The 19439-nt window shown below is 37.4% G+C and carries 20 protein-coding genes; 2 read left to right on the top strand and 18 right to left on the bottom strand.

Annotated elements, in window-relative coordinates; translation table 11 throughout:
• Nucleotides 1-2: 2 nt before the first annotated feature.
• From H6607_02160 to H6607_02095, 14 genes are all read right to left on the bottom strand, one after another.
• Nucleotides 3-293 (bottom strand): helix-turn-helix transcriptional regulator, encoded by a 291-nt coding sequence (locus H6607_02160; protein MCB9261165.1) that lies wholly within the window; start codon nt 291-293, stop codon nt 3-5.
• Between the two features lie 84 nt (nt 294-377).
• Nucleotides 378-2624: a DUF3987 domain-containing protein gene (locus tag H6607_02155; protein ID MCB9261164.1), complete on the bottom strand. Its 2247-nt coding sequence runs from the start codon at nt 2622-2624 to the stop codon at nt 378-380.
• 25 nt (nt 2625-2649) lie between these two features.
• On the bottom strand, nt 2650-2868 hold the full coding sequence (locus H6607_02150; GenBank protein MCB9261163.1) for a helix-turn-helix domain-containing protein: 219 nt from the start codon (nt 2866-2868) through the stop codon (nt 2650-2652).
• 62 nt (nt 2869-2930) lie between these two features.
• The gene (locus tag H6607_02145; protein MCB9261162.1) at nt 2931-3233 is read right to left on the bottom strand and encodes a helix-turn-helix domain-containing protein; all 303 of its coding nucleotides are present in this window, start codon (nt 3231-3233) and stop codon (nt 2931-2933) included.
• A gap of 121 nt (nt 3234-3354) precedes the next feature.
• On the bottom strand, nt 3355-4428 hold the full coding sequence (locus H6607_02140; protein MCB9261161.1) for a hypothetical protein: 1074 nt from the start codon (nt 4426-4428) through the stop codon (nt 3355-3357).
• Nucleotides 4428-5534 carry a site-specific integrase gene (locus tag H6607_02135; protein ID MCB9261160.1) on the bottom strand — a complete coding sequence of 369 codons (1107 nt, stop codon included), beginning with the start codon at nt 5532-5534 and terminating at the stop codon, nt 4428-4430. The genes H6607_02140 and H6607_02135 overlap by 1 nt, the downstream gene beginning before the upstream one ends.
• A gap of 7 nt (nt 5535-5541) precedes the next feature.
• Complete coding sequence (locus tag H6607_02130; protein MCB9261159.1) at nt 5542-5937, bottom strand: helix-turn-helix domain-containing protein; 396 nt, start codon at nt 5935-5937, stop codon at nt 5542-5544.
• 217 nt (nt 5938-6154) lie between these two features.
• On the bottom strand, nt 6155-7504 hold the full coding sequence (mnmE, locus tag H6607_02125; GenBank protein ID MCB9261158.1) for a tRNA uridine-5-carboxymethylaminomethyl(34) synthesis GTPase MnmE: 1350 nt from the start codon (nt 7502-7504) through the stop codon (nt 6155-6157).
• On the bottom strand, nt 7505-8011 hold the full coding sequence (locus tag H6607_02120; GenBank protein ID MCB9261157.1) for an ORF6N domain-containing protein: 507 nt from the start codon (nt 8009-8011) through the stop codon (nt 7505-7507).
• Between the two features lie 19 nt (nt 8012-8030).
• Nucleotides 8031-9200: an ATP-binding protein gene (locus tag H6607_02115; GenBank protein MCB9261156.1), complete on the bottom strand. Its 1170-nt coding sequence runs from the start codon at nt 9198-9200 to the stop codon at nt 8031-8033.
• 120 nt (nt 9201-9320) lie between these two features.
• Nucleotides 9321-10028, bottom strand: a complete 708-nt coding sequence (locus tag H6607_02110) for a TIGR00730 family Rossman fold protein (GenBank protein ID MCB9261155.1) — start codon at nt 10026-10028, stop codon at nt 9321-9323.
• The gene (locus tag H6607_02105) at nt 10012-11469 is read right to left on the bottom strand and encodes a sodium:solute symporter (protein MCB9261154.1); all 1458 of its coding nucleotides are present in this window, start codon (nt 11467-11469) and stop codon (nt 10012-10014) included. The genes H6607_02110 and H6607_02105 overlap by 17 nt, the downstream gene beginning before the upstream one ends.
• Nucleotides 11466-12824 (bottom strand): LysM peptidoglycan-binding domain-containing protein, encoded by a 1359-nt coding sequence (locus tag H6607_02100; protein MCB9261153.1) that lies wholly within the window; start codon nt 12822-12824, stop codon nt 11466-11468. The genes H6607_02105 and H6607_02100 overlap by 4 nt, the downstream gene beginning before the upstream one ends.
• A gap of 258 nt (nt 12825-13082) precedes the next feature.
• Nucleotides 13083-13340 carry a hypothetical protein gene (locus H6607_02095; protein ID MCB9261152.1) on the bottom strand — a complete coding sequence of 86 codons (258 nt, stop codon included), beginning with the start codon at nt 13338-13340 and terminating at the stop codon, nt 13083-13085.
• Nucleotides 13341-13431: 91 nt separating this feature from the next.
• Here H6607_02095 and H6607_02090 point away from each other — a divergent pair, with 91 nt between their 5' ends.
• Entirely contained in the window at nt 13432-15114 is a 1683-nt protein-coding gene (locus H6607_02090) for a thioredoxin family protein (GenBank protein MCB9261151.1), read from the top strand.
• Nucleotide 15115: 1 nt separating this feature from the next.
• Here the strand turns inward: H6607_02090 and H6607_02085 are convergent, their stop codons facing one another.
• Complete coding sequence (locus tag H6607_02085) at nt 15116-15697, bottom strand: 4'-phosphopantetheinyl transferase superfamily protein (protein MCB9261150.1); 582 nt, start codon at nt 15695-15697, stop codon at nt 15116-15118.
• Nucleotides 15698-15797: 100 nt separating this feature from the next.
• On the opposite strand from H6607_02085, the gene H6607_02080 reads away from it, so the two are divergent.
• Entirely contained in the window at nt 15798-16334 is a 537-nt protein-coding gene (locus H6607_02080; GenBank protein MCB9261149.1) for a dCTP deaminase, read from the top strand.
• 224 nt (nt 16335-16558) lie between these two features.
• Here the strand turns inward: H6607_02080 and H6607_02075 are convergent, their stop codons facing one another.
• The 3 genes from H6607_02075 to floA all read right to left on the bottom strand — a co-directional run bounded on the left by H6607_02075 (nt 16559) and on the right by floA (nt 19416).
• Nucleotides 16559-17017 carry a DinB family protein gene (locus H6607_02075; protein ID MCB9261148.1) on the bottom strand — a complete coding sequence of 153 codons (459 nt, stop codon included), beginning with the start codon at nt 17015-17017 and terminating at the stop codon, nt 16559-16561.
• 75 nt (nt 17018-17092) lie between these two features.
• The gene (locus H6607_02070; GenBank protein ID MCB9261147.1) at nt 17093-18364 is read right to left on the bottom strand and encodes a T9SS type A sorting domain-containing protein; all 1272 of its coding nucleotides are present in this window, start codon (nt 18362-18364) and stop codon (nt 17093-17095) included.
• A gap of 80 nt (nt 18365-18444) precedes the next feature.
• The gene (floA, locus tag H6607_02065) at nt 18445-19416 is read right to left on the bottom strand and encodes a flotillin-like protein FloA (protein MCB9261146.1); all 972 of its coding nucleotides are present in this window, start codon (nt 19414-19416) and stop codon (nt 18445-18447) included.
• Nucleotides 19417-19439 lie beyond the last annotated feature (23 nt).

The raw sequence follows: 19439 nt of genomic DNA, 5'->3' as shown, positions 1-19439 counted from the left end.
AGTTACTTTAAATCTTTGATTTGTTTCTCTGCAATCTTTAAGGCGTTAAGTGCTTCATCTTCATTGGTGATTAAGGCAACAATTTGGTCAGACAACCAAACTGAGAATGCCTTACTTGGGTCAAGATTAAAAATGTCGATTAGCTGTGTAACGTGTTCACGCTTTACAGTTCTTTCGCCTCTTTCCATCTTACTAAGCTGAGCTGTATCAATATCCAGTTGAGCTGCAAGGTGTCTCAGAAGCATTTCTTTATCTTCTCGTTTGGCTCTAATAAGTTCTCCAAAATTATTCATTGTACAAATGTTCACTTGACATTAAATGACAAATGTACAACAAACAAGAGAAAATAAGACAATAAAAATAGAATGGAATTATTGTTATGAACTAACCTTTTGATAAAAGCCGTATTCTGGTTGGGTTAGTAAGCCTTTTTCAAGTAGCTTTTTTAGCAATGAACCAACTGTTCTTTCTTTTATATTATGTGATATTCCAATTTGAACAGCTTCTTCTCGTTTGAATTTATGCGGTAGTGCTACAAAGAATGCTTGCTTATTACTACTCTTAAATGGCATTTCTTTCTCTTGTGAAGGCAGGTTGTTAAACATAATGACACTATGCTCTATAAAAGTGTTTGCTATGCTAAGAGCTATTTCAAAATCTTCATCTGTACATAACACTTCTTGGGTAGCTTCACCATTTTCAAATTTTCTTAATGCGGTAAATATCATTGCTAAACGATAAAGAATAACCCCTAACCTCTTGGCTACACTTCCAGCTTCTTGTGAAGTAAAAATAGTAATCTCTGTAAGCCACTTCTGCCCAACTTCATTTATAGTAAGCCATTGGTCACGAGTTAGTTTTATGATAGTATTGGATTGCTCGAAAAACTGAACCATTGAAAAAACTTGGCTTGACAAGTTTGTGAAATGGTCGTTTAGATTGATAGGGTTGCCGTAAGGCGACACGTCACGCCAAAGTTGTTCTTCAACTTTGAAAGTGTAAAATATAAATCTACTAAACAAACCATCTTCTGCTGAAGAAATTAAATTACCAACTTGTCCGGGTGTACCCGATAAAGCAATAGATATTTTAGGCTCTTTGATAGATATATATTCATCATTCGTTTTACGAGATAAACTTATGGTCTCGTGGTGAAAGGATTTGCGAAGCATATCCGAATAACCACCCCATTCTTGTTTCATTACATTACCCATACTATCCGCTTCTGTTTCACATATTATTCCTGTTCCTTCATTCTGCTGTATATGTTGTAATATTTTAGCATAGCTACTATTGGCAGGAATAAAAGCTACTTTGAACGGTGGCTTCTCTGGTTCTTCTGTATTAACAGGTTCACCTTTCTTTCTGTCTCTTTGTGCTGCTTTATGTTCAGCTAATTCTGCCTCATATTGTTCTTTTGCTACCTTATGACATTCTAAAAGGTGATCCTGGTATTTATCACCTAAGTTTTTGGCGAATTTCAATGCACCTTTGCCGCTTGCGGCAGGTGCTATAACAAATGCAAACAAATTGGGATATACTGTCTCTCTTGCATATTCACCCACAACATTAGGAAGGCAACCACTAAGTATTGCTATTGCACCAGTGAGAAATACGTCTCTTTCTCTTTTATCATCAAATGCTTGTGAACCTATTCTTAGAATATCGGGTAGTGCCTCAAATATTTTATCACTATATGTTGGTGTTTCTATACGATAGTCTGTTTCTAAAGATTGATTGCTTGACTTAGGTGGTTTTATTTTTTTATACTGCCCAAATTGTGTAGCGTTATGATTGTAAGCACTTTTAACAGAAGCGGTAATTTCAAAATCTTTTAGGTCATAGTTTTGCTTGATAAAATCCAATGTATCATCATAGGCAATACCTTTTCTGTTGCAATTACACGCTAACTGATATACGAAGTTGTTCCTGTTGCCATCATAGTACTGATATTTGTTTTCAGTAAATCGTACACATTCCGCTAATTGCTCTTCCAAGAATGGATTATACTCTTTATCTACAATAGGTGGCGTAACCGTAGGTTTCGGCACTTGCTCCAGTAAATTGTCTGGTGGCAACTCAATTTTGAACTTTTCGTTTTGAATGTTACGATATGCTTCTGTGTCGTGAGACACAAAGCAAAGCCGTGTAACGTCTTTACACTTTGGGTCTGCTTCTATGCTCAAAGATTGCTCGTAAAACTCTTGTACTTGCTTATATGCTATACTGTGGTGTTCTAAGCTACTATCTACTTCAATAAAAACTTTTAGGCCGTTACCGCTTGGGCTTGTGAAACAAGCAAAAGTGGTAGGCATTTCTTGTACCTGTGATTTGGCTTTAGCCAATTCATCAGGACTGAGTTTGTCAAAGTCTAAGTGAACAAAACCACTATACATTTTTAAATACTCCATCTTACGTCCACCTTCAAATGTTCCAGAAGGTGTGAAAGCTGGTAATTCTTTTTTTAGTCTATCTACTCGGTCAGCTTTACCCATTCCTATTGCCATTCTAATAGGTTCTACAAGGTCTTTGTATTTACCTTCCGCAATGTCTTTGGTGATAAGTAGTATTGCTTTATTTTCTATAGGTTGATTGAAATTTTTAAATATTGTTGAAGAAGCCATTATATTAAATTTTTGAAGTTGTGCATTATTGAACTGGTGTTTTGAAATTCTTATCGAGCAAAGCGAGAATATCTGATAAGCGGTAATAGATTTTATGACCGATTTGGCAATATCCAATCTGTCCGCTATCTCGCCAATATTGGGCGGTACGCTTTGAGATATTCATAATTTGCAGGAACTCTTGGTTGTCGAAAAAGACTTGCTCTGGATTAGTTCTTTGCTTGTCTTTAAGCATTAGAAGCATATCATCTAAGCGGTCTTCAATCTGTTCCAATTTCTCGTCTAAAGGATTGTAAAAGCCCATAACTATTTCCTTTTGTTGTTAATGACATAGTTTGCAGCTTCTTGCTCAATCTCATCAGTAGAGCTTTGGCGATTACGTTGTAACCACTCATCCAGTTCAGCACGATTGAAGTACAACTTCTTACCCTGTGGGCAGAAGTGTGGCACTAATTTTTGAGAAGTGAGTTTATATAAGTGAGAAGCACTTATATCTAAATACTTACAGGCATCATTGAAGTTGAGAACTTCTTTTTTTAGCAATGCTTGTTCATCAATTTTTTGCTCTATCTGTGAGAGCCTTTCTAAGATTAAATTTTCGTTACTCATAATGTTACGATTTTTAAATGTTTATCAAATAATTACTCGACAAACTTCTATCGTAACACTCTGGTAATCAGTAAGACGGTAACGTCTTACTACTATATCTTACTCATCTTACTGTTTTTATTTACAGCCCCTTTAGTATAGTGTCTATTTGTTGCTGTTTTTTACAGTTTTGGCTTTTGTTCTTGTATAGATTATTCCTCTTAATATGGTTTCCTTTTTTGGATATAAAGAGCTTTGATTTTTCAATTGAAGTTGGGTTGAAATTAGTAAAATGCAACTCCATTTTAGCTACTATGTAGCTGAATTGAGTAGTCTCACAAAATAGATTAACTGGCTTAGCCCCTAATTGCAAATCCTTACTTGTAAGGATTGCTAATAAGTCATCAACAGTATTTTCATTTTCATTAACTAATTCTATCTCACGCTGTAAGGCATATAAAACAGTTTTTAGACTGTCTGTATTTCTTTGGTTATATCCGAAAGCAAACCTGTCATCACTCTGTAAGTTGTAGCTATCTGCACCTATTAGAGTACCCATAACAGTAGTAAATAGCGGTGTAGTTTTGTCAATATCATAAGCTGGTACTTCTGCTTGCAGAAGTTCAGCAAATGCTTCTGTCTTATCAGTCGGAATACTATTAAGAAATGAAGGATATAAAAATTCAGTTTCCTTTAATAACCTTACTATGCAATTTGATAAGGTTTCTAAAACAAATGTTGTTAAGTCGTCATTAGGAAATGCTTCTCTATCTGAGCCAATCTTTAAAAGCAAGTCTTTTGTAGATCTAACAGCATTTAGTACAATGTCTTTTTGTAGTAGTTCATCATCAGAATTGACAAAGCTGTTGTAAATCCTATCTGTTAATCTGGTCGTTTCATTAACCAATAAGTAATGGTAGAATTTTTGAACTGAATTTACTGGTGTTGGTAGGGGTAAATCAACCAATGGTGATAAGATAGAATAGGCTTTTTCTGACTTGGGCAATGATTTATAAATATCTAAACCATCATCAGTAAATAATGTCTTTTTATCTGAATGTAGCTCTTTTAATGCTCGGTAATAGTCTGAAATACTTTCAGACGGTTTCTGAAATTTCGGTGTCATATTCTGACGATAAAACTTCTCAGCATCACTTGGAATTAACCAAGGTTTTAATGTGCCATATAGCACGTTCTTGTATATAGTTAATTCCATTATAATCCGATATTTATTTTGTGAGCTGCTTCTACCTTCTTCTCGTTAATCACTTTAGCATAGATTTCTGTAGTCTTCAAATGTCTATGACCAAGTAATTTACTGACCGTATAAATATCAGTGCCTAACGTCAACTGAAGCGTAGCGTAAGTATGACGAGCACAATGGAATGTAATCTTCTTTGTTATGCCAGCTTCCATCAACCAATCTTTTAAAAGTGTCTTATTCCAATTGCCATAACTAAAGCCTGTAAAGACTTTTTTATCCTGTTTACCTTCCTCACCAAGTAAGGCTCTTGCTTCATCAGAAATGGGTTGTGTCTCTATACCATTAGTTTTAGCTTGTCTAAAACGTATGTAGTAACCAAGTTCTTTCGAGTGCTGTATCTCAGACCATTTCAATTTTTCAATATCAGACCATCTTAAACCTGTAAGGCAAGAGAATAAGAACATACGTCTTAAATTATCATTCTTGCAATGTGATTTGGAAAGTGTTTTGAGTTCGTCTAAGGTTAAGAACTCTCTCTGAGGCTCGTCTTGTGGAAATGGTTCTACTTGTTCGGAAGGATTAAATTTCATCACACCATCTTTTACGGCCTGTTTTAGTGCTGCACGTAATTTATTGAAGTAGGAATACTTTGTATTGAGTGAAATTCCACTTCCTGTTTTAGTTGTTGCCTCTGTGTCTAAGTAATCCCTAAAACCTTGTACCCACTTCTTATCTAACCTCTCAAAAGAAACGTCCTTAGGGCAGTATTTTTTCAAATGCTTTCTTACACTATCCCAATTACCATAATTACCGTTACTGGCTCTTTTCTTTTCAGTAAGGTTACTGAAGTAAGTTAGAAAGCTACCTTTTAATTTTTCCTTATCCCTAAAACCATATATGTTATTTTGAACCTCAAGGTGTCGCTTAGAACGAATACTTTCAGCAAGTGCTAAAATTTTCTTGTTCTCGTCTCTTTGAGCTTTTGTTAAACTTCCTTTCTCTGGGTCAGGTGTGAGATATAAACCTAAATGTTCATACTCTCTTTTGCCTTTGTCATAATAGTCCAGGTATAAAGTTATCTTGTTTCCTTTCTTTCTTTTTCTAAGTGTTACTTTCATAATGCCGTTATTTAAAGAGGTTATCTATTTCTGTTCTTGGGATAATTGTACGTCTGCCTAACTTACCAACTTTGATTTGCTCACGCTTTATCATACGTTGTATCGTCCACCTACTTGCACCAACTAAATCGGCAGCTTCCTGTACACTTAGAAATTCTTTCTCTCTTAGATTTACGTGGTTACCAACTTTAATTGGAAGAGTTTGCAAAGTTTGCATCTGTTCCATTTGAGAAGGTGTGTTCATTTCTTGCTGTAAAGCCGCTTGAACTTTCTCTTCTCGCTTCTTCTGCTTGTAGTGTCTGCTGTTACAAGTTTTAGAGCAATACCTTGTTGTTGTAGTCTGGGCAACAAATGCCTGTCCACAAAACTGACAAAACTTTGGTATTTTAATATTACTGCTCATTAGTTGCTATATGTTGCTCGTTGTTGCTGAATGGTGCTTGTTGGTGCATCATTTCGCCAACCTCAATAAGGAATAGAGTTTGGGCAACAAACGTGTTGCCTTGGCAACAGTTAGGCAACAAATATACGCAAATAAGAGCTATTTGGCAACAAATAATAGAAGTTAAAATGCTATAAAGTCAATAAAAACAAGGGGTTGGCAAACAAAAGAAATATTATTACTTCCCGATACAAAACCTCGAAAAAATCGAATCTAACACATCTTCGTTTGTCACTTCGCCTGTAATCAAGCCGAGATGGTATAGGGCGTTTCTTATGTCTAAAGCCACTAAATCACTGCTGATGCCGGTGTTTAAACCATCTAAAACGGCTTGCAAAGCTGTGGCACTATTGCCCAGTGCCTCGGCATGACGTACATTGTTTACAATGGTTTCGTTGCCAAATTGGTAGTTGGCCGCAATTTCTGTCAGTTTTTGGGTTAAGGATTCAATGTTTCCTGTTTTGGCGGAAATAAATAGGGTTTCGGTCGGCCAATCGCTTTTGTCAATATGGGTAGCATCTATTTTATTTAATACAAGCAACTTGTGTTTGACTTGGGGTAGCCTGTTCCATTCGCTTATCACTTCTGCCACTGTCTGCTGCGAAGAAGGGGCGTGCAGATAAATTAGCAATTCCGCCTTTTCCATCTGCTGTTTGGCCTTTCCCACCCCAATTTGTTCAATGGTGTCATCGCTTTCCCGCAATCCGGCGGTGTCTATCAATCTGAACTGGACGCCGTTTAAGGTAAATACTTCTTCAATGGTGTCGCGTGTGGTGCCTGCAATGTCGCTCACAATGGCTCTTTCTTCATTGAGCAATGCATTGAGCAAGGTTGATTTTCCGGCATTGGGTTTGCCCGCAATCACGGTAGAAATGCCATTTTTAAGCACATTTCCTGCGGCAAAAGAGGCTTTAAGCTTTTCTATTTGAACCAAGAGTTTTTCAACCAATTGTTCTAACTGTGGCCTATTTGCAAGTTCTACGTCTTCTTCTCCAAAATCATTTTCCAGCTCAATAAGTGCAGCAAAATCAATCAACTCTTGCCGCAATGCCGAAATATCATTGCTAAAGCCACCCCGCATTTGGCTGATAGCCATTTGCAAACCTGCCTCGCTATTGCTGTGAATCATGTCGGCCACGGCCTCGGCTTGTGCCAAATCCAACTTTTTATTAAGAAACGCACGAAGCGTAAACTCGCCCGGATCGGCCATTCTAGCTCCACATTTTAGTAAAACTTCCATGATTCGTTTAACAATATACGGAGAGCCATGACTGGAAATCTCCACCGAATTTTCGCCTGTATAACTATGTGGCGTTCTAAAAACGCTGACCAATACTTCGTCTATTCGAGTGTTTTCGTCCTGAATAAATCCGTAATGCAAGGTATATCCGTCCACCTTTTCGAGATTTTTGGAAAAGCATTTAGAAATAATTTGTAAGGCCTCCGCACCCGACATTCGCACCACGGCAATGGCCGAAACCCCGGCAGGTGTAGAAGGTGCAACAATGGTATCTTGAAGTTTTTGCATTTATTTAAATCCTATCCTTTTTCGATTGTTATATTTTTCTTGTCGTTTCTCTTTATCAATGAGATAATTTAACGCTTCATATACATCCTTAAACTGCTTGTCATATTTATTTTCAATCTCTTTCAACTTGTCTGTGAGTTCTTTATGAGAAAGTGCAAATTGACGAATAAGGACGAATGCTCGCATTATAGAGATATTAACCTCTATCGCCTTTTTACTTCGCAAAACACCTGATAACATTGCTACACCTTGCTCTGTAAATGCGAAGGGTTTGGCAGATTTAGGTCGCTTATTGGGGTATGTCATCACAAATTGTGACGACATACTTTCCCATTCTGTTTCGCTCAATTGAAACATAAAATCATTTGGGAAACGTTCTATATTTCGTTTAACTGCCTGATTAAGGACCCTAGTTTCTACCTCATAAAGCTCGGCCCAGTCAAAATCAAGCATAACCTTTTGACCTCGAATTTCAACAATTCTATCTTTTACTAATTCTATTTTCATGACTATTTATTCTTTCATTTTATGAAATTTCAAACTGCTTCAAAAAATTAAACCACGGCAAAAATCGAACTCCGGAAATAACAATTTCTTCGCTGCCACCATATACTACCGCCGATTTTGCCGCATCAAAACCCGTCAAATCATTCCATTTTATCAGGTATTTAGCAAAGTCTTTGTTCCACGTAGCCCCCGCTTTAATTTCAAATGAAAAGGTATTTCCGTCAACTTCTACAATGCAATCTACCTCGTTTTTGTTGCTATCTTGCCAAAAATAAAGTTTCGGTTCTTTGACTTGATTGTAGAAATGCTTTAAAACCTCCACAATCACGAAGTTTTCAAACAGGCCACCCTTTAAAAAATGTGTTTGATATTGGCTCTTGTCTGTCATGCCAAGCAGCGAACAAACTAAGCCGGTATCGTAAAAGTACAACTTACCCGACTTGACCGTTCGTTTGCTAAAATTTCGATAATAAGGCTTCAACTCAAAGGCTATAAAAGAAGTTTTTAGAATCGAAATCCAATTTTTGATAGTATTTAGACTCACTCCTAAATCATTGGCCATGGAGGAGTAATTGATTATTTGACCCACTCTTCCTGCACATAATCGCACAAAAGCATCAAACAACGTTAAATCTCCGATGTTGCTCAATGTTCGCAAATCACGCTCAACATACGTTTGAATATAATTTGGATAAAAATGAATCGGGTTGATGTTTTGATCGTAAATTCTTGGATACCCTCCGGTAAAAATTAGTTGTGCCAAATCGCTTGTTTCAAATCTTCCGGCTTTAAGTTCTTTTACCGAAAATGGTAAAAGCCTTGTTATGCCAATTCTTCCGGCCAAACTTTGAGCAATCTTTTCGTGTAACAAAAAACTTTGTGAACCGGATAAAATGATGCGTTTATCAGGGTCGTTGTCCACAGCCAACTGTACATACGAAAACAATTCAGGTAGATTTTGAGCTTCGTCAATGGCAATTTTTTGCCCATTATTTGCCAAAAAACCCTTTATGTCTGAGGCTACCAGCTCACGCAGTTGAATATCTTCCAAATTAAAATAGGCAAAATCTGAAAATTCATTTTTTATTAAAGAAGACTTGCCTGATTGCCGAGGCCCCATTACCGACATTGCCGGAAATTTAGAAATGATATACCTCATGTGTCCGATGAGTTCTCTGCCTACATACATAACACAAAGGTATTATTATTTATGTAAATCTGCAACCAAAATGCAGATTTACATAAATATTTGATTTTATTGAATAAAAATTTATGCAAATCTGCAAAACAAATGCATATTTACATAAAATTAAAAATTCAGACTCATACTGTATTTGCTGTAAAATTCAAGAATTTCGTTTACCGCCTCATCGGCAGTATCTACCACCTTAAATAGGTACATATCTTCAGGACTAATGTTGCTTTCTTTTTCCAACATTACTTTTTTAATCCAGTCTATCATGCCACTCCAAAAGTCAGTACCCACCAATATAATTGGAAATTTGGCTGTTTTTTGAGTTTGCACTAAGGTAAGGGCCTCAAATAATTCATCCAACGTGCCAAAGCCACCAGGCAAAACAATAAACCCTTGTGAGTATTTCATAAACATCACTTTCCTTACAAAAAAGAAATTAAAGTTTATCAATTTATCTCTATCGATGTAGGGATTGGAGGTTTGCTCGAACGGCAACTCGATGTTTAACCCAACGGATGCCCCTTTTTCTTTACTGGCTCCCAAGTTTCCGGCTTCCATTATACCGGGGCCACCACCCGTGATAACGCCCAACCCAACAGCGGCAAGTTTTTGGCCAATATCGGCAGCCATTTCGTAGTATTTTGTACCAGGATTGGTGCGTGCCGAACCAAAAATGGATACGCATGGCCCTATTCTTGCCAATGTGTCGTAGCCTTCTACAAATTCGGCCATCACTTTAAAAATATTCCAGCTATCCGAACTTTTTATCTCCGGCCATTGCTTCAATTCAAAGGCCTTTTGTATTCTATCTTCTAATTTCATTTTTTTTCTGTTCTTTAGATATTAACGCCAACAAAACAAAGGTTATTAGCCCGTTTACCAAAATTAATTCAAAGCCCGGTTTAAAACCGTCAAACCATTTTGGCATAACATAGCTATAGGCTGCAGTATATGCTATGGATAGCAATGTAATAGGCAAAATTCCGGCATCGTCAACTTTTTTATTGGTTAAAATGCCAAAGAAAAACAACCCTACCAATGGCCCATACGTGTATCCTGCAATGGTAAACAATTGCTTTATAACGGCATCATTATTCCAATAACTAAAACCGATTATCACCAAAAATAGCACCACAGCGAAGCCAATATGCACTTTTTGTCTTACCTTTAAATTGGTGGGTTTATTTCGTTCAAATCCCAAAAAATCAACACAAAAACTGGTGGTTAAAGCAGTTAAAGCACTGTCGGCACTGCTGTAGGCTGCCGCCACCAAGCCAATAATAAACGCTGTACTAATAAACGGTGTCGCATTTTTGAGAGCAATTGTCGGGAACAAATCGTCGGTTTTAGCCAATGCCTCAAGCTTGATATGTGCAGCATACTGGTAAAGCAACAAACCCAAAGTTAAAAAAACAATGTTTACCACTATAAACATAAACATTTGCACATAAATATTTTTTTGAGCCGACTTTATGTTGTTGATACTCAGATTTTTTTGCATCATATCCTGATCCAATCCGGTCATAGCCAAAGCAATAAATGCACCACCAATAAACTGTTTAAAAAAGTTGTTGCTACTTTTGGCATCCCAATGAAAAATTTGCGAATTGGGGTCGGTTTTTATACTTTCAATCAATCCCGAAAAGCTATAACCCAATTGGTTAGATATAAAAATTATGGTCAAAACTACTGCCGAAATTAAAAAGAACGTTTGAAGTGTGTCGGTATAAACCACAGATTTTATACCGCTTTTTGATGTGTATGTAAAAACCAAGGCAATGGTAATGGCCACGGCGAGCCAATAGGGAATGTGTAATGGCTCAAAAATGGCCAGATACAACACCTCTGCCGCCAAATAAAGCCGAAAAGCCGAGCCAATAATTCGTGAAACGATAAAATAGGCTGCTCCCGTTTTATACCCCCAAAAGCCATATCGCTTTTCTAAATAGGTATAGATGGAGGTCAGATTCATTTTGTAATACAACGGCAAAAGCACCAATGCAATAACCATGTAACCAACCATATAGCCCAACACGGTTTGCATATAGCCAAAGTGTGTGTTGGCCACCCAACCGGGTATAGAAATAAACGTTACCCCCGAAATAGAAGCCCCAATCATGCCAAAGGCCACCAAAAACCACGGCGATTTTCGATTGCCCGTATAAAAAGAAGTGCTATCCGACTTGCGGCCTACCAGCCATGAAACCACTATCAGCAGACCAAAATAGCCCAATAATATGGCTAAATTTGTCCATGCACTCATTCAGAAACTTTTAGCTTTTGGCCAACATTAATTTGATTGCCTACCAAGTTGTTCCATTTGGACAGTTGGTCGGCGGTGATGTTGTATTTTTTTGTGATACTGTAAACCGTTTCACCTTTTTCAACTACATGATATTTTGTTGATGTTGATGTGGTTGTGGTAGTTGTTGCTTTTTGTTCAATTGGCTTGGGTTGTAATACTTTTTTATCTGAAAGTGCCTGTTTAGCACTTTCTTCTGTAAGGTAAATTTTTTGACCTTTAGAAAGTTGCAAAGGGTTAATTTGGTTCCATTTTACCAAATCTTCCTCAAAAATGTGGTATTTTTCAGCAATTCTATAAATATTATCTCCAGCTGCAACCACATGATATTCAGGCAATTCTATATTGTCATCTTCCAACGGAGGAGCTTTTTCAATACTGTGTGGATTTACAAATCGCTCTGTTACCTCTTTTACTTGCTCAACGGTTTTTACCTGCAATGTATCCTCTTTGGCTCTTTTACCTTTCATATAAATTTTGGCTCCATCGGTAGGTTCCTCTCCCATTTCAAGCCTATTTCTTTTGTAAAGATGTTTCAACTTAATACCATATTGCTGCGAAATCTGATACATTGTTTCACCTTCTGCCAACGTATGATACCGCTCTGAGCCATATCTTCTTTTAGGTTTTAAATAAACAATGTCACCCTCATTTATTTTATCCCCTTCTTTTAAATCATTGTATTTATAAATCTGCCGATTGGTAATATCGTTTGATTTGGCAATGGTTTCAAGCGTTTCATCTTTGCCTGCATACACCACCGGCACATCGTTTTGCATTACCAAAGGTCGAGGCATAATTGGTTCCGGAGCCACATCTAAAGTATAGAGTTGATGCTTTTCAATAAGATTTATTATCATGGTATGGTATGACTGATTGGTGGCATACCCTGCCTTTCTCAAACCTTCGGCCCACCCCAAATAATCAGTGATATGCAAATCAAAAAGTTCGCGGTATCTCCAATTTTCTCTCAAAAAATCCGAGTGGTCACGATACGATTCTTCCGGAGAATCGTATGCTCTAAAACATTCATCAGGAGCGTCATCATCGGCCTGAATGGTTCTGCCCGTCCAATTGGCTTTGCACTTTATTCCAAAATGATTGTTTCCTTCTTTGGCCAAACGGCTATTGCCGTTGTTGCTCTCCAAAATGCCTTGAGCCATGGTAATGCTTGCCGGAACACCTGCTCTAAACATTTCGGCAATGGCCAATTCTTTATACGTTTCTATATATTGTTCACGGGTCATTTTGTCTTGCGAGAAGACAACAAATGAACCACCAAAACATAGAAATATGAGTATGAATGCTCGTTTCATAATTTCCACGAAATTAAAATGGCACCAATGTTTTGATAATGTAAATTATACACTTTTACACAATCCAAACGGCCATAGTGTAGTTTTTTGATAGTTAAATAATTAAAACCAATAACGAGTTTGTAGGTTTTTTATTGAAAATATAATCATCTTTGACACCAGAATGTCAAGTATTTTAGTTTATACATACAAAAGAAATATGAGAAGAGTAATAGGATTGTTGGTTTTGATTGTTGGGTTATTTGTAAATGGGTTTTCTCAGAAATTCGGGGCGGCAAATTTTTCAACATCGGTTTCAAAAACAGAGGTACAGATTGGCGATGTTGTTGAGCTAATATTCAAAGCTCCAGTTGCCTCTGGATTACACATATACGCCACCAAAGGAGATTGTGAAATTGGCCCTAAAAAACCTTGGTTTGATGAGGAGTTACTAAAACTCAAGGACTGTTCATTTGTTGGCGGAATCTTTGACGGAATAAAATCGCACGAATATTTTGACGATATATTCGAGTGCAATGTTTCCGATTTTTCGGGGAAAGCAGAATTCAGACAAAAAATAAAAATTACCGGCAACAATCCATCCGTGACTGGCGAATTTTGGTATCAGATGTGTTCAGAATCGCTCTGTCTGGATTTCGCACATAAATTTTCACTTCCAAAAATTACGGTTTCACAAAAAGAGGAAACTCCAACCACTCCCAAAATTGAGACTCCTGAGACAAATCCAAAAACCATTGACACAATTGAAAACAGGGAATTAGACACAACCGGAAAGAATCGAAATTCAGGAGAGAATAAAGTTGACAATACCTCTAAAAAAATGGATAATGGCAACTCTTCGGAAAATGCAAAAAATAAATCCATTTGGGGTCTTTTTATTCTTGGGGTTATTGGGGGGTTAGGAGCACTTTTTACCCCCTGTGTTTATCCAATGATACCAATGACTGTAGCTTTTTTCACTAAAGAAACGGACAAGGCAAAAGGTAAAAAAAAGGCTCTTTTTTATGGCTTTTCGATTCTTCTAATTTATTTGATACTTGGAGTTGGAATAGCCGTAATTTTTGGGGAAGCCTTTTCCTATACATTGAGTACTCATTGGATACCTAACACACTGTTTTTTCTCGTCTTTTTGGTTTTTGCCATGGCATTTTTAGGCATGTTTGAGCTTACATTACCTTCTGGATTTGTGAATAAAATGGATGCAAAAGGTGACAAAGGGGGGTATATTGGTATCTTTTTCATTGCGTTTACGCTGGTTTTGGTTTCATTCTCATGCACTGCACCAATTGTTGGAACAGTGGCAATTTTATCTTCAGGAGGAATGATCATTAAAGCTGTCGCTGCAATGCTTGGTTTTGCCTTAGTATTTGCTTTGCCTTTTGGATTGTTTGCTTTTTTCCCGCAATGGTTAAATAGTTTGCCACAGTCCGGCGGTTGGTTAAACTCTGTGAAAGTTGTTTTAGGTTTTTTAGAGCTGGCATTGGCGTTTAAATTTCTTTCTCAAGCCGACCTTGTTTATCATTGGGGAATATTGGATCGAGATGTTTTCCTTTCCATTTGGATTGTGTTGTCCATTCTTTTGGGATTTTACCTTTTGGGGAAAATAAAATTTCCGCACGATAGTGATTTAGATAGGGTTCCCGTTCCCAGATTTTTAGCAGCGGTGGCAGCATTCATCTTTGGACTATATATGGTTCCTGGTTTATGGGGTGCTCCTTTAAAACCTCTTGCCGGGTTTATCCCGCCGATGTCAACCCAAGATTTTCATATTTCAGAAACAGGGACTTCGTCAGAAGTTGCTTTAAGCAACCATAAATATGCAAATGAGGTCAAAATTAAATCCCATTTGCCTATTGATCAATTTTTTGACTACAACGAAGCCTTAGCAGAAGGGAAGAAACAGAATAAACCCATTTTTATCGACTTTACAGGAAATAGCTGTGCCAATTGTAGAAAAATGGAGGAATACGTGTGGCCGGAAAAAGAAGTTCTTAATTACTTAAAAGATAGTTTTATTGTTTTGAGCCTTGTTTGCGATGAAACTTTTAAGCTACCAGAAACGGAGTGGGTGCAAGACAAAAATGGCAAGACCCTCAAAACAATGGGCGATGTGAATATTGATCGTCTTTCAAGACAATTTGGCAAACTGGGTCAACCCTTTTACTTTATTCTAGACTGGAATGAGAACGTTTATGGTTCATTTGAGGGTTACAATAAAGACTATACAAAATTTAGGGACTTCCTCGCTTCCGGAAAGAAGGGATTTGAGGACTTTCTTGAAAAGCAATAATTCACCCAACAACCCACACTAACATACAACTCTCCACCATCTCATATTGAGCTGTAAAACGTGTTGGTTCGTGTTTCAGAAAATGAACGGTAAAACTTCCTTTTTCGTTCATCAAAAATGGCTCTACAACTATATGCTTCTTAAAGTCGACCGCTTTTTTACCATAAAGTTTATATAAGGCCTCCTTTGCACACCAAACAAGGTATAAGGCTTGTAGCCGATTGTTTTGTTGTACAAATTTTTCATCCGTTTCATTTAGAAATTTGGAGGCAATTCGCTCAATGCGTGGGGTAATTTCCTCAATATCAATTCCTACTTCTTTCTTACTTTTTATCGCCGCACTAAAACTTTTGCAATGACTGATTGATATTTGAAAATCATCGGCTGAATGGGGTTTGCCAAATTCGTCCTTTTCAACTTGTGTTACATCAATATTTAATGCCGAAAGTGCTTGGCGGCTCGATGACCATTGCAGTTCTCTGTCGGCAATGGTTTCGTTGTTTTTCAACAAAACATCATCGTCCGAATTTTCCCATAGGCAAATTTCGGCATGCTCCAAAACTATTTTTTTGTAAAGTGGCACGGCTTCAAAAGTATGAATTCGGTATTGTTTTGCACAAGTTGTTCAATCGTAAAGTGTTTTTGTGTTAAATAATTTTATTTCGTAGGGTTATTTTTTGAGCATGATTTTAAGCGATAAACGAATTTTAGAAGAAATAGAAAAAGGCACCATTCTTATTGAGCCATACAGACCTGAATGTCTTGGCACCAACTCCTACGACGTGCACTTGGGAAAATGGCTTGCCACCTATAAAAATAGAGAGCTTGATGCTAAAAAACACAACGAAATTGAACATTTTGAAATACCTGAAGAGGGTTTTGTGTTACAACCTAATACACTCTATCTTGGTGTGACCGAAGAATACACCGAAACCCATGCTCATGTGCCATTTTTGGAAGGAAAGTCAAGCACCGGTCGTTTAGGAATTGACATACATGCCACCGCCGGAAAGGGCGATGTAGGATTTTGCAACACTTGGACTCTTGAAATTTCTTGTGCTCAACCCGTTAGAATATATAGAGGTATGCCCATAGGCCAGCTTATATATTTTGTGGTTGAAGGCGATATAAAAACGATGTATAACACCAAACAGAATGCTAAATACAATCAACGCACCATCAAACCGGTGGAGAGTATGATGTGGAAGAACCAGTTTTAGGTTTCTATCTGATTTTTATACAACTTTTTTAAACCCAGCATTTTAGGTTGGTGTATCTCTTGTCATAATCATTTTGAATACGATTTAGTCCAGAAATTGCTTGACTTATAATAAAATTTGATTACTTTTGATTAACTTTCAATTTTTATTAAGCATAATACTCATTTAATTAGAATTTATGGTTTAACTTTACTTTTAAAACGAGGCCGGGAGACCGGCCTTTTTTATTCTCCTAAAATAGCTCTTTTTTGAGCCATGATATATCCCAAATGCAGGGCTTCATGAATGGCCGCAAACTCTATGGCTTCTTCAATATTGTTTAGTTTTATGCCATAACTTGTCTCGTAGGGCATAAATTCTTTGAATTTCCCCTCGGAGTAATCTGTTTCCAAAATATCTACCAACTCAAAAAGGTGATTTAGAAAGTAATCAAAATCAGACTGAACATACACCGCCGCCTGCGTTCCTTTTTTAAATTTTTCGATATAGCCTATTTCAATGTTCATTGGCTGATTTGTTAACCGATAATTTAAGGCCTGTTGCGTACACAAAATATGACCCAGATTCCACATCATATTGTTATTGTAACCCGTTGGAATTTCATTTAACTGCTCGATGCTCAAACCCTCAACAACCTTTACTATATTTTTTCTGGTTTCCCTCAGAATTTCAAATGCTCTCATTCTTTTTTTGGGGTCTAAATTAAAACAAAAAAGGCGATGCTCATGCACCGCCTTTCTTACAATATTTTACTTTTTTTAAAGTTTAATAAATTTCTCAACGTGATTTTGGTCGCCCGAGCTGATTGTGATATAATACATACCATCAATCATTTCTGAAACATCTATGTTACAAGATTTAAGCTTTCCATCAATTTCGATAGAACGAACCGTTTTGCCAGTTACATCAGAAATAACAATTTTTTCCGCATAATATCCTCCTTCAGTTTCAATTGTCACCTGATCTTGTGATGGGTTTGGATACATTTTTACATTTACATCTAAAGATCTTTGTACGGTTGCCACTGCTTTGGTTGGAACGTAAATGTCTGATTCCATTTTAACATCGGATTGCTTTACAACTTCATTTTTCTCTAAATCTACCACAAAAACCATGTTGGAAGACCCAATCAATTTAGAAACTATAATGCTTTTGTTGTCTTCATCGTATGTCAATGCACCATTCTTTTCTGTTGTTTGCGTTGTTCCGTTTACCAAGGCCAACTTGTTTGACACGTATCCGTTATTGATGTTCAGGTCAACCAATGAATACGTACTCTCTCCTGTGGAAGTATTTTTATCGAAAACCAATGCCTTAATGGTGTTTGTGTTTCCACAATAACTAACACTCAACACATTTTCAGAAACAACAACGGTAAATACCTCGTAGGTATTTAGGTTTAGTCTTACCAACCTAGTTACCCCGGGAATATCTTTAGCCACAAACATAAACTCATTCAATTCTGGAATTATAGTTGGAGAACTGATGGCATAGTTGGATGCCAAATTAAGTCCTCGGTTGTCAACTCTGTTTGACACCCCAACGAATGGAAGATTATCTACAAATACTGAAAAATTATCTAAAATGATTTTTTTGCTTGTATTTGCTTGAAGGTCTAAAACCGTAATGCTTACATCTTGAGGTAAAAAGTCATAATAGTTTGGCACTTTTCCGGTGGCTAAATACACCAATTTGTTGCCACTGTTCAGCAAATCCAACGACAAAATTCTGTCGTTCAACCTGAAAAATTCTGATTGTCCTCCACTCGCGTTGCGAATGTGCACAGTAGATGATGTGCCGTCAAACGTAGCATAGGCAAATTGGTCTGATTCGGGATATTGAACAAAGGTATTTCTTGAATAGGTGGCTCCTAAATCAACGCCATTTGTGTTCAAAAACAAACCTGTTTCGCTGCTGAACTCCGAAATTTTCCAACTTCCTGAACTTTTGATAACACAAGGATAGTTTGATGCGAACAAAGTGCTAATACCAAGAATGGATGCTGCACTAAGAAGTAATAACTTTTTCATAGATGATATATTAATATTTATCAAAAGTAATTAAAAATTTAAAGCCAAAATCTAACCCACAAAAAAATGACATTTCCAGATTAATCTTTATCTGTTTTTTTCTTGATGCCGGGCTTAGAAATAGAGTCTCGCATATTGGTGTCGGCCTCTATATTTCTGAGTTTATAGTAATCCATAACACCTAAATTTCCGCTTCTAAAGGCTTCGGCTATGGCCATTGGAATTTCTGCCTCTGCCAAAATTACTTGTGCCCGAGCCCGTTGCGATTCGGCTTTCATTTCTTGCTCGCTAGCCACGGCAAGGGCTCTTCTTTCTTCGGCCTTTGCGTTGGCCACTTTTAGGTCGGCCTCGGCTTGGTCGGCTTGCAATTCGGCTCCAATGTTTTTACCTATGTCAATGTCGGCTATGTCTATACTCAAAATTTCAAAAGCCGTCCCGCTATCAAGCCCTTTGGCCAATACTGTTTTAGAAATTTGGTCGGGGTTTTCAAGTACTGATTTATGATTATTGGCCGAACCAATGGTTGTTACGATACCTTCTCCCACCCTGGCCAAAATGGTTTCTTCGCCTGCTCCACCCACCAATTGATGAATGTTTGCCCGAACCGTTACCCTTGCTTTGGCTATAAGCTGAATACCATCTTTGGCAACGGCGGCAACGGGTGGTGTGTTTATTACCCGTGGATTAACGCTTAACTGCACCGCATCGAACACATCTCTACCTGCCAAATCGATGGCGGCGGCCAAATTAAAATCGAGTGGAATGTTGGCTTTGTCGGCACTAATCAATGCTTTTATTACATTATTTACATTACCTCCGGCCATATAGTGCGTTTCGAGCGAATTTATGGTGGTTTTTAATCCGGCTTTTACCGAATTTATCTGGGCATTGATGATGATTGATGGTGGTACTTTTCTGATTCGCATTAAAACCAGTTGCACAATGCTAACCCGAACATCTGAAACCAATGCAGTAAACCATAGCCCGATTGGCACAAAATAAAGGAACACAAAAAGCATGATAAGTATGGCTCCGATAGCCAAAATCATCATTCCGCCACTTGGAACCGACTCAA

This window comes from Flavobacteriales bacterium, assembly GCA_020635395.1.
GTDB lineage: Bacteria > Bacteroidota > Bacteroidia > NS11-12g > UBA9320 > UBA987.
This window is presented reverse-complemented; position numbering and strand designations above follow the sequence as displayed.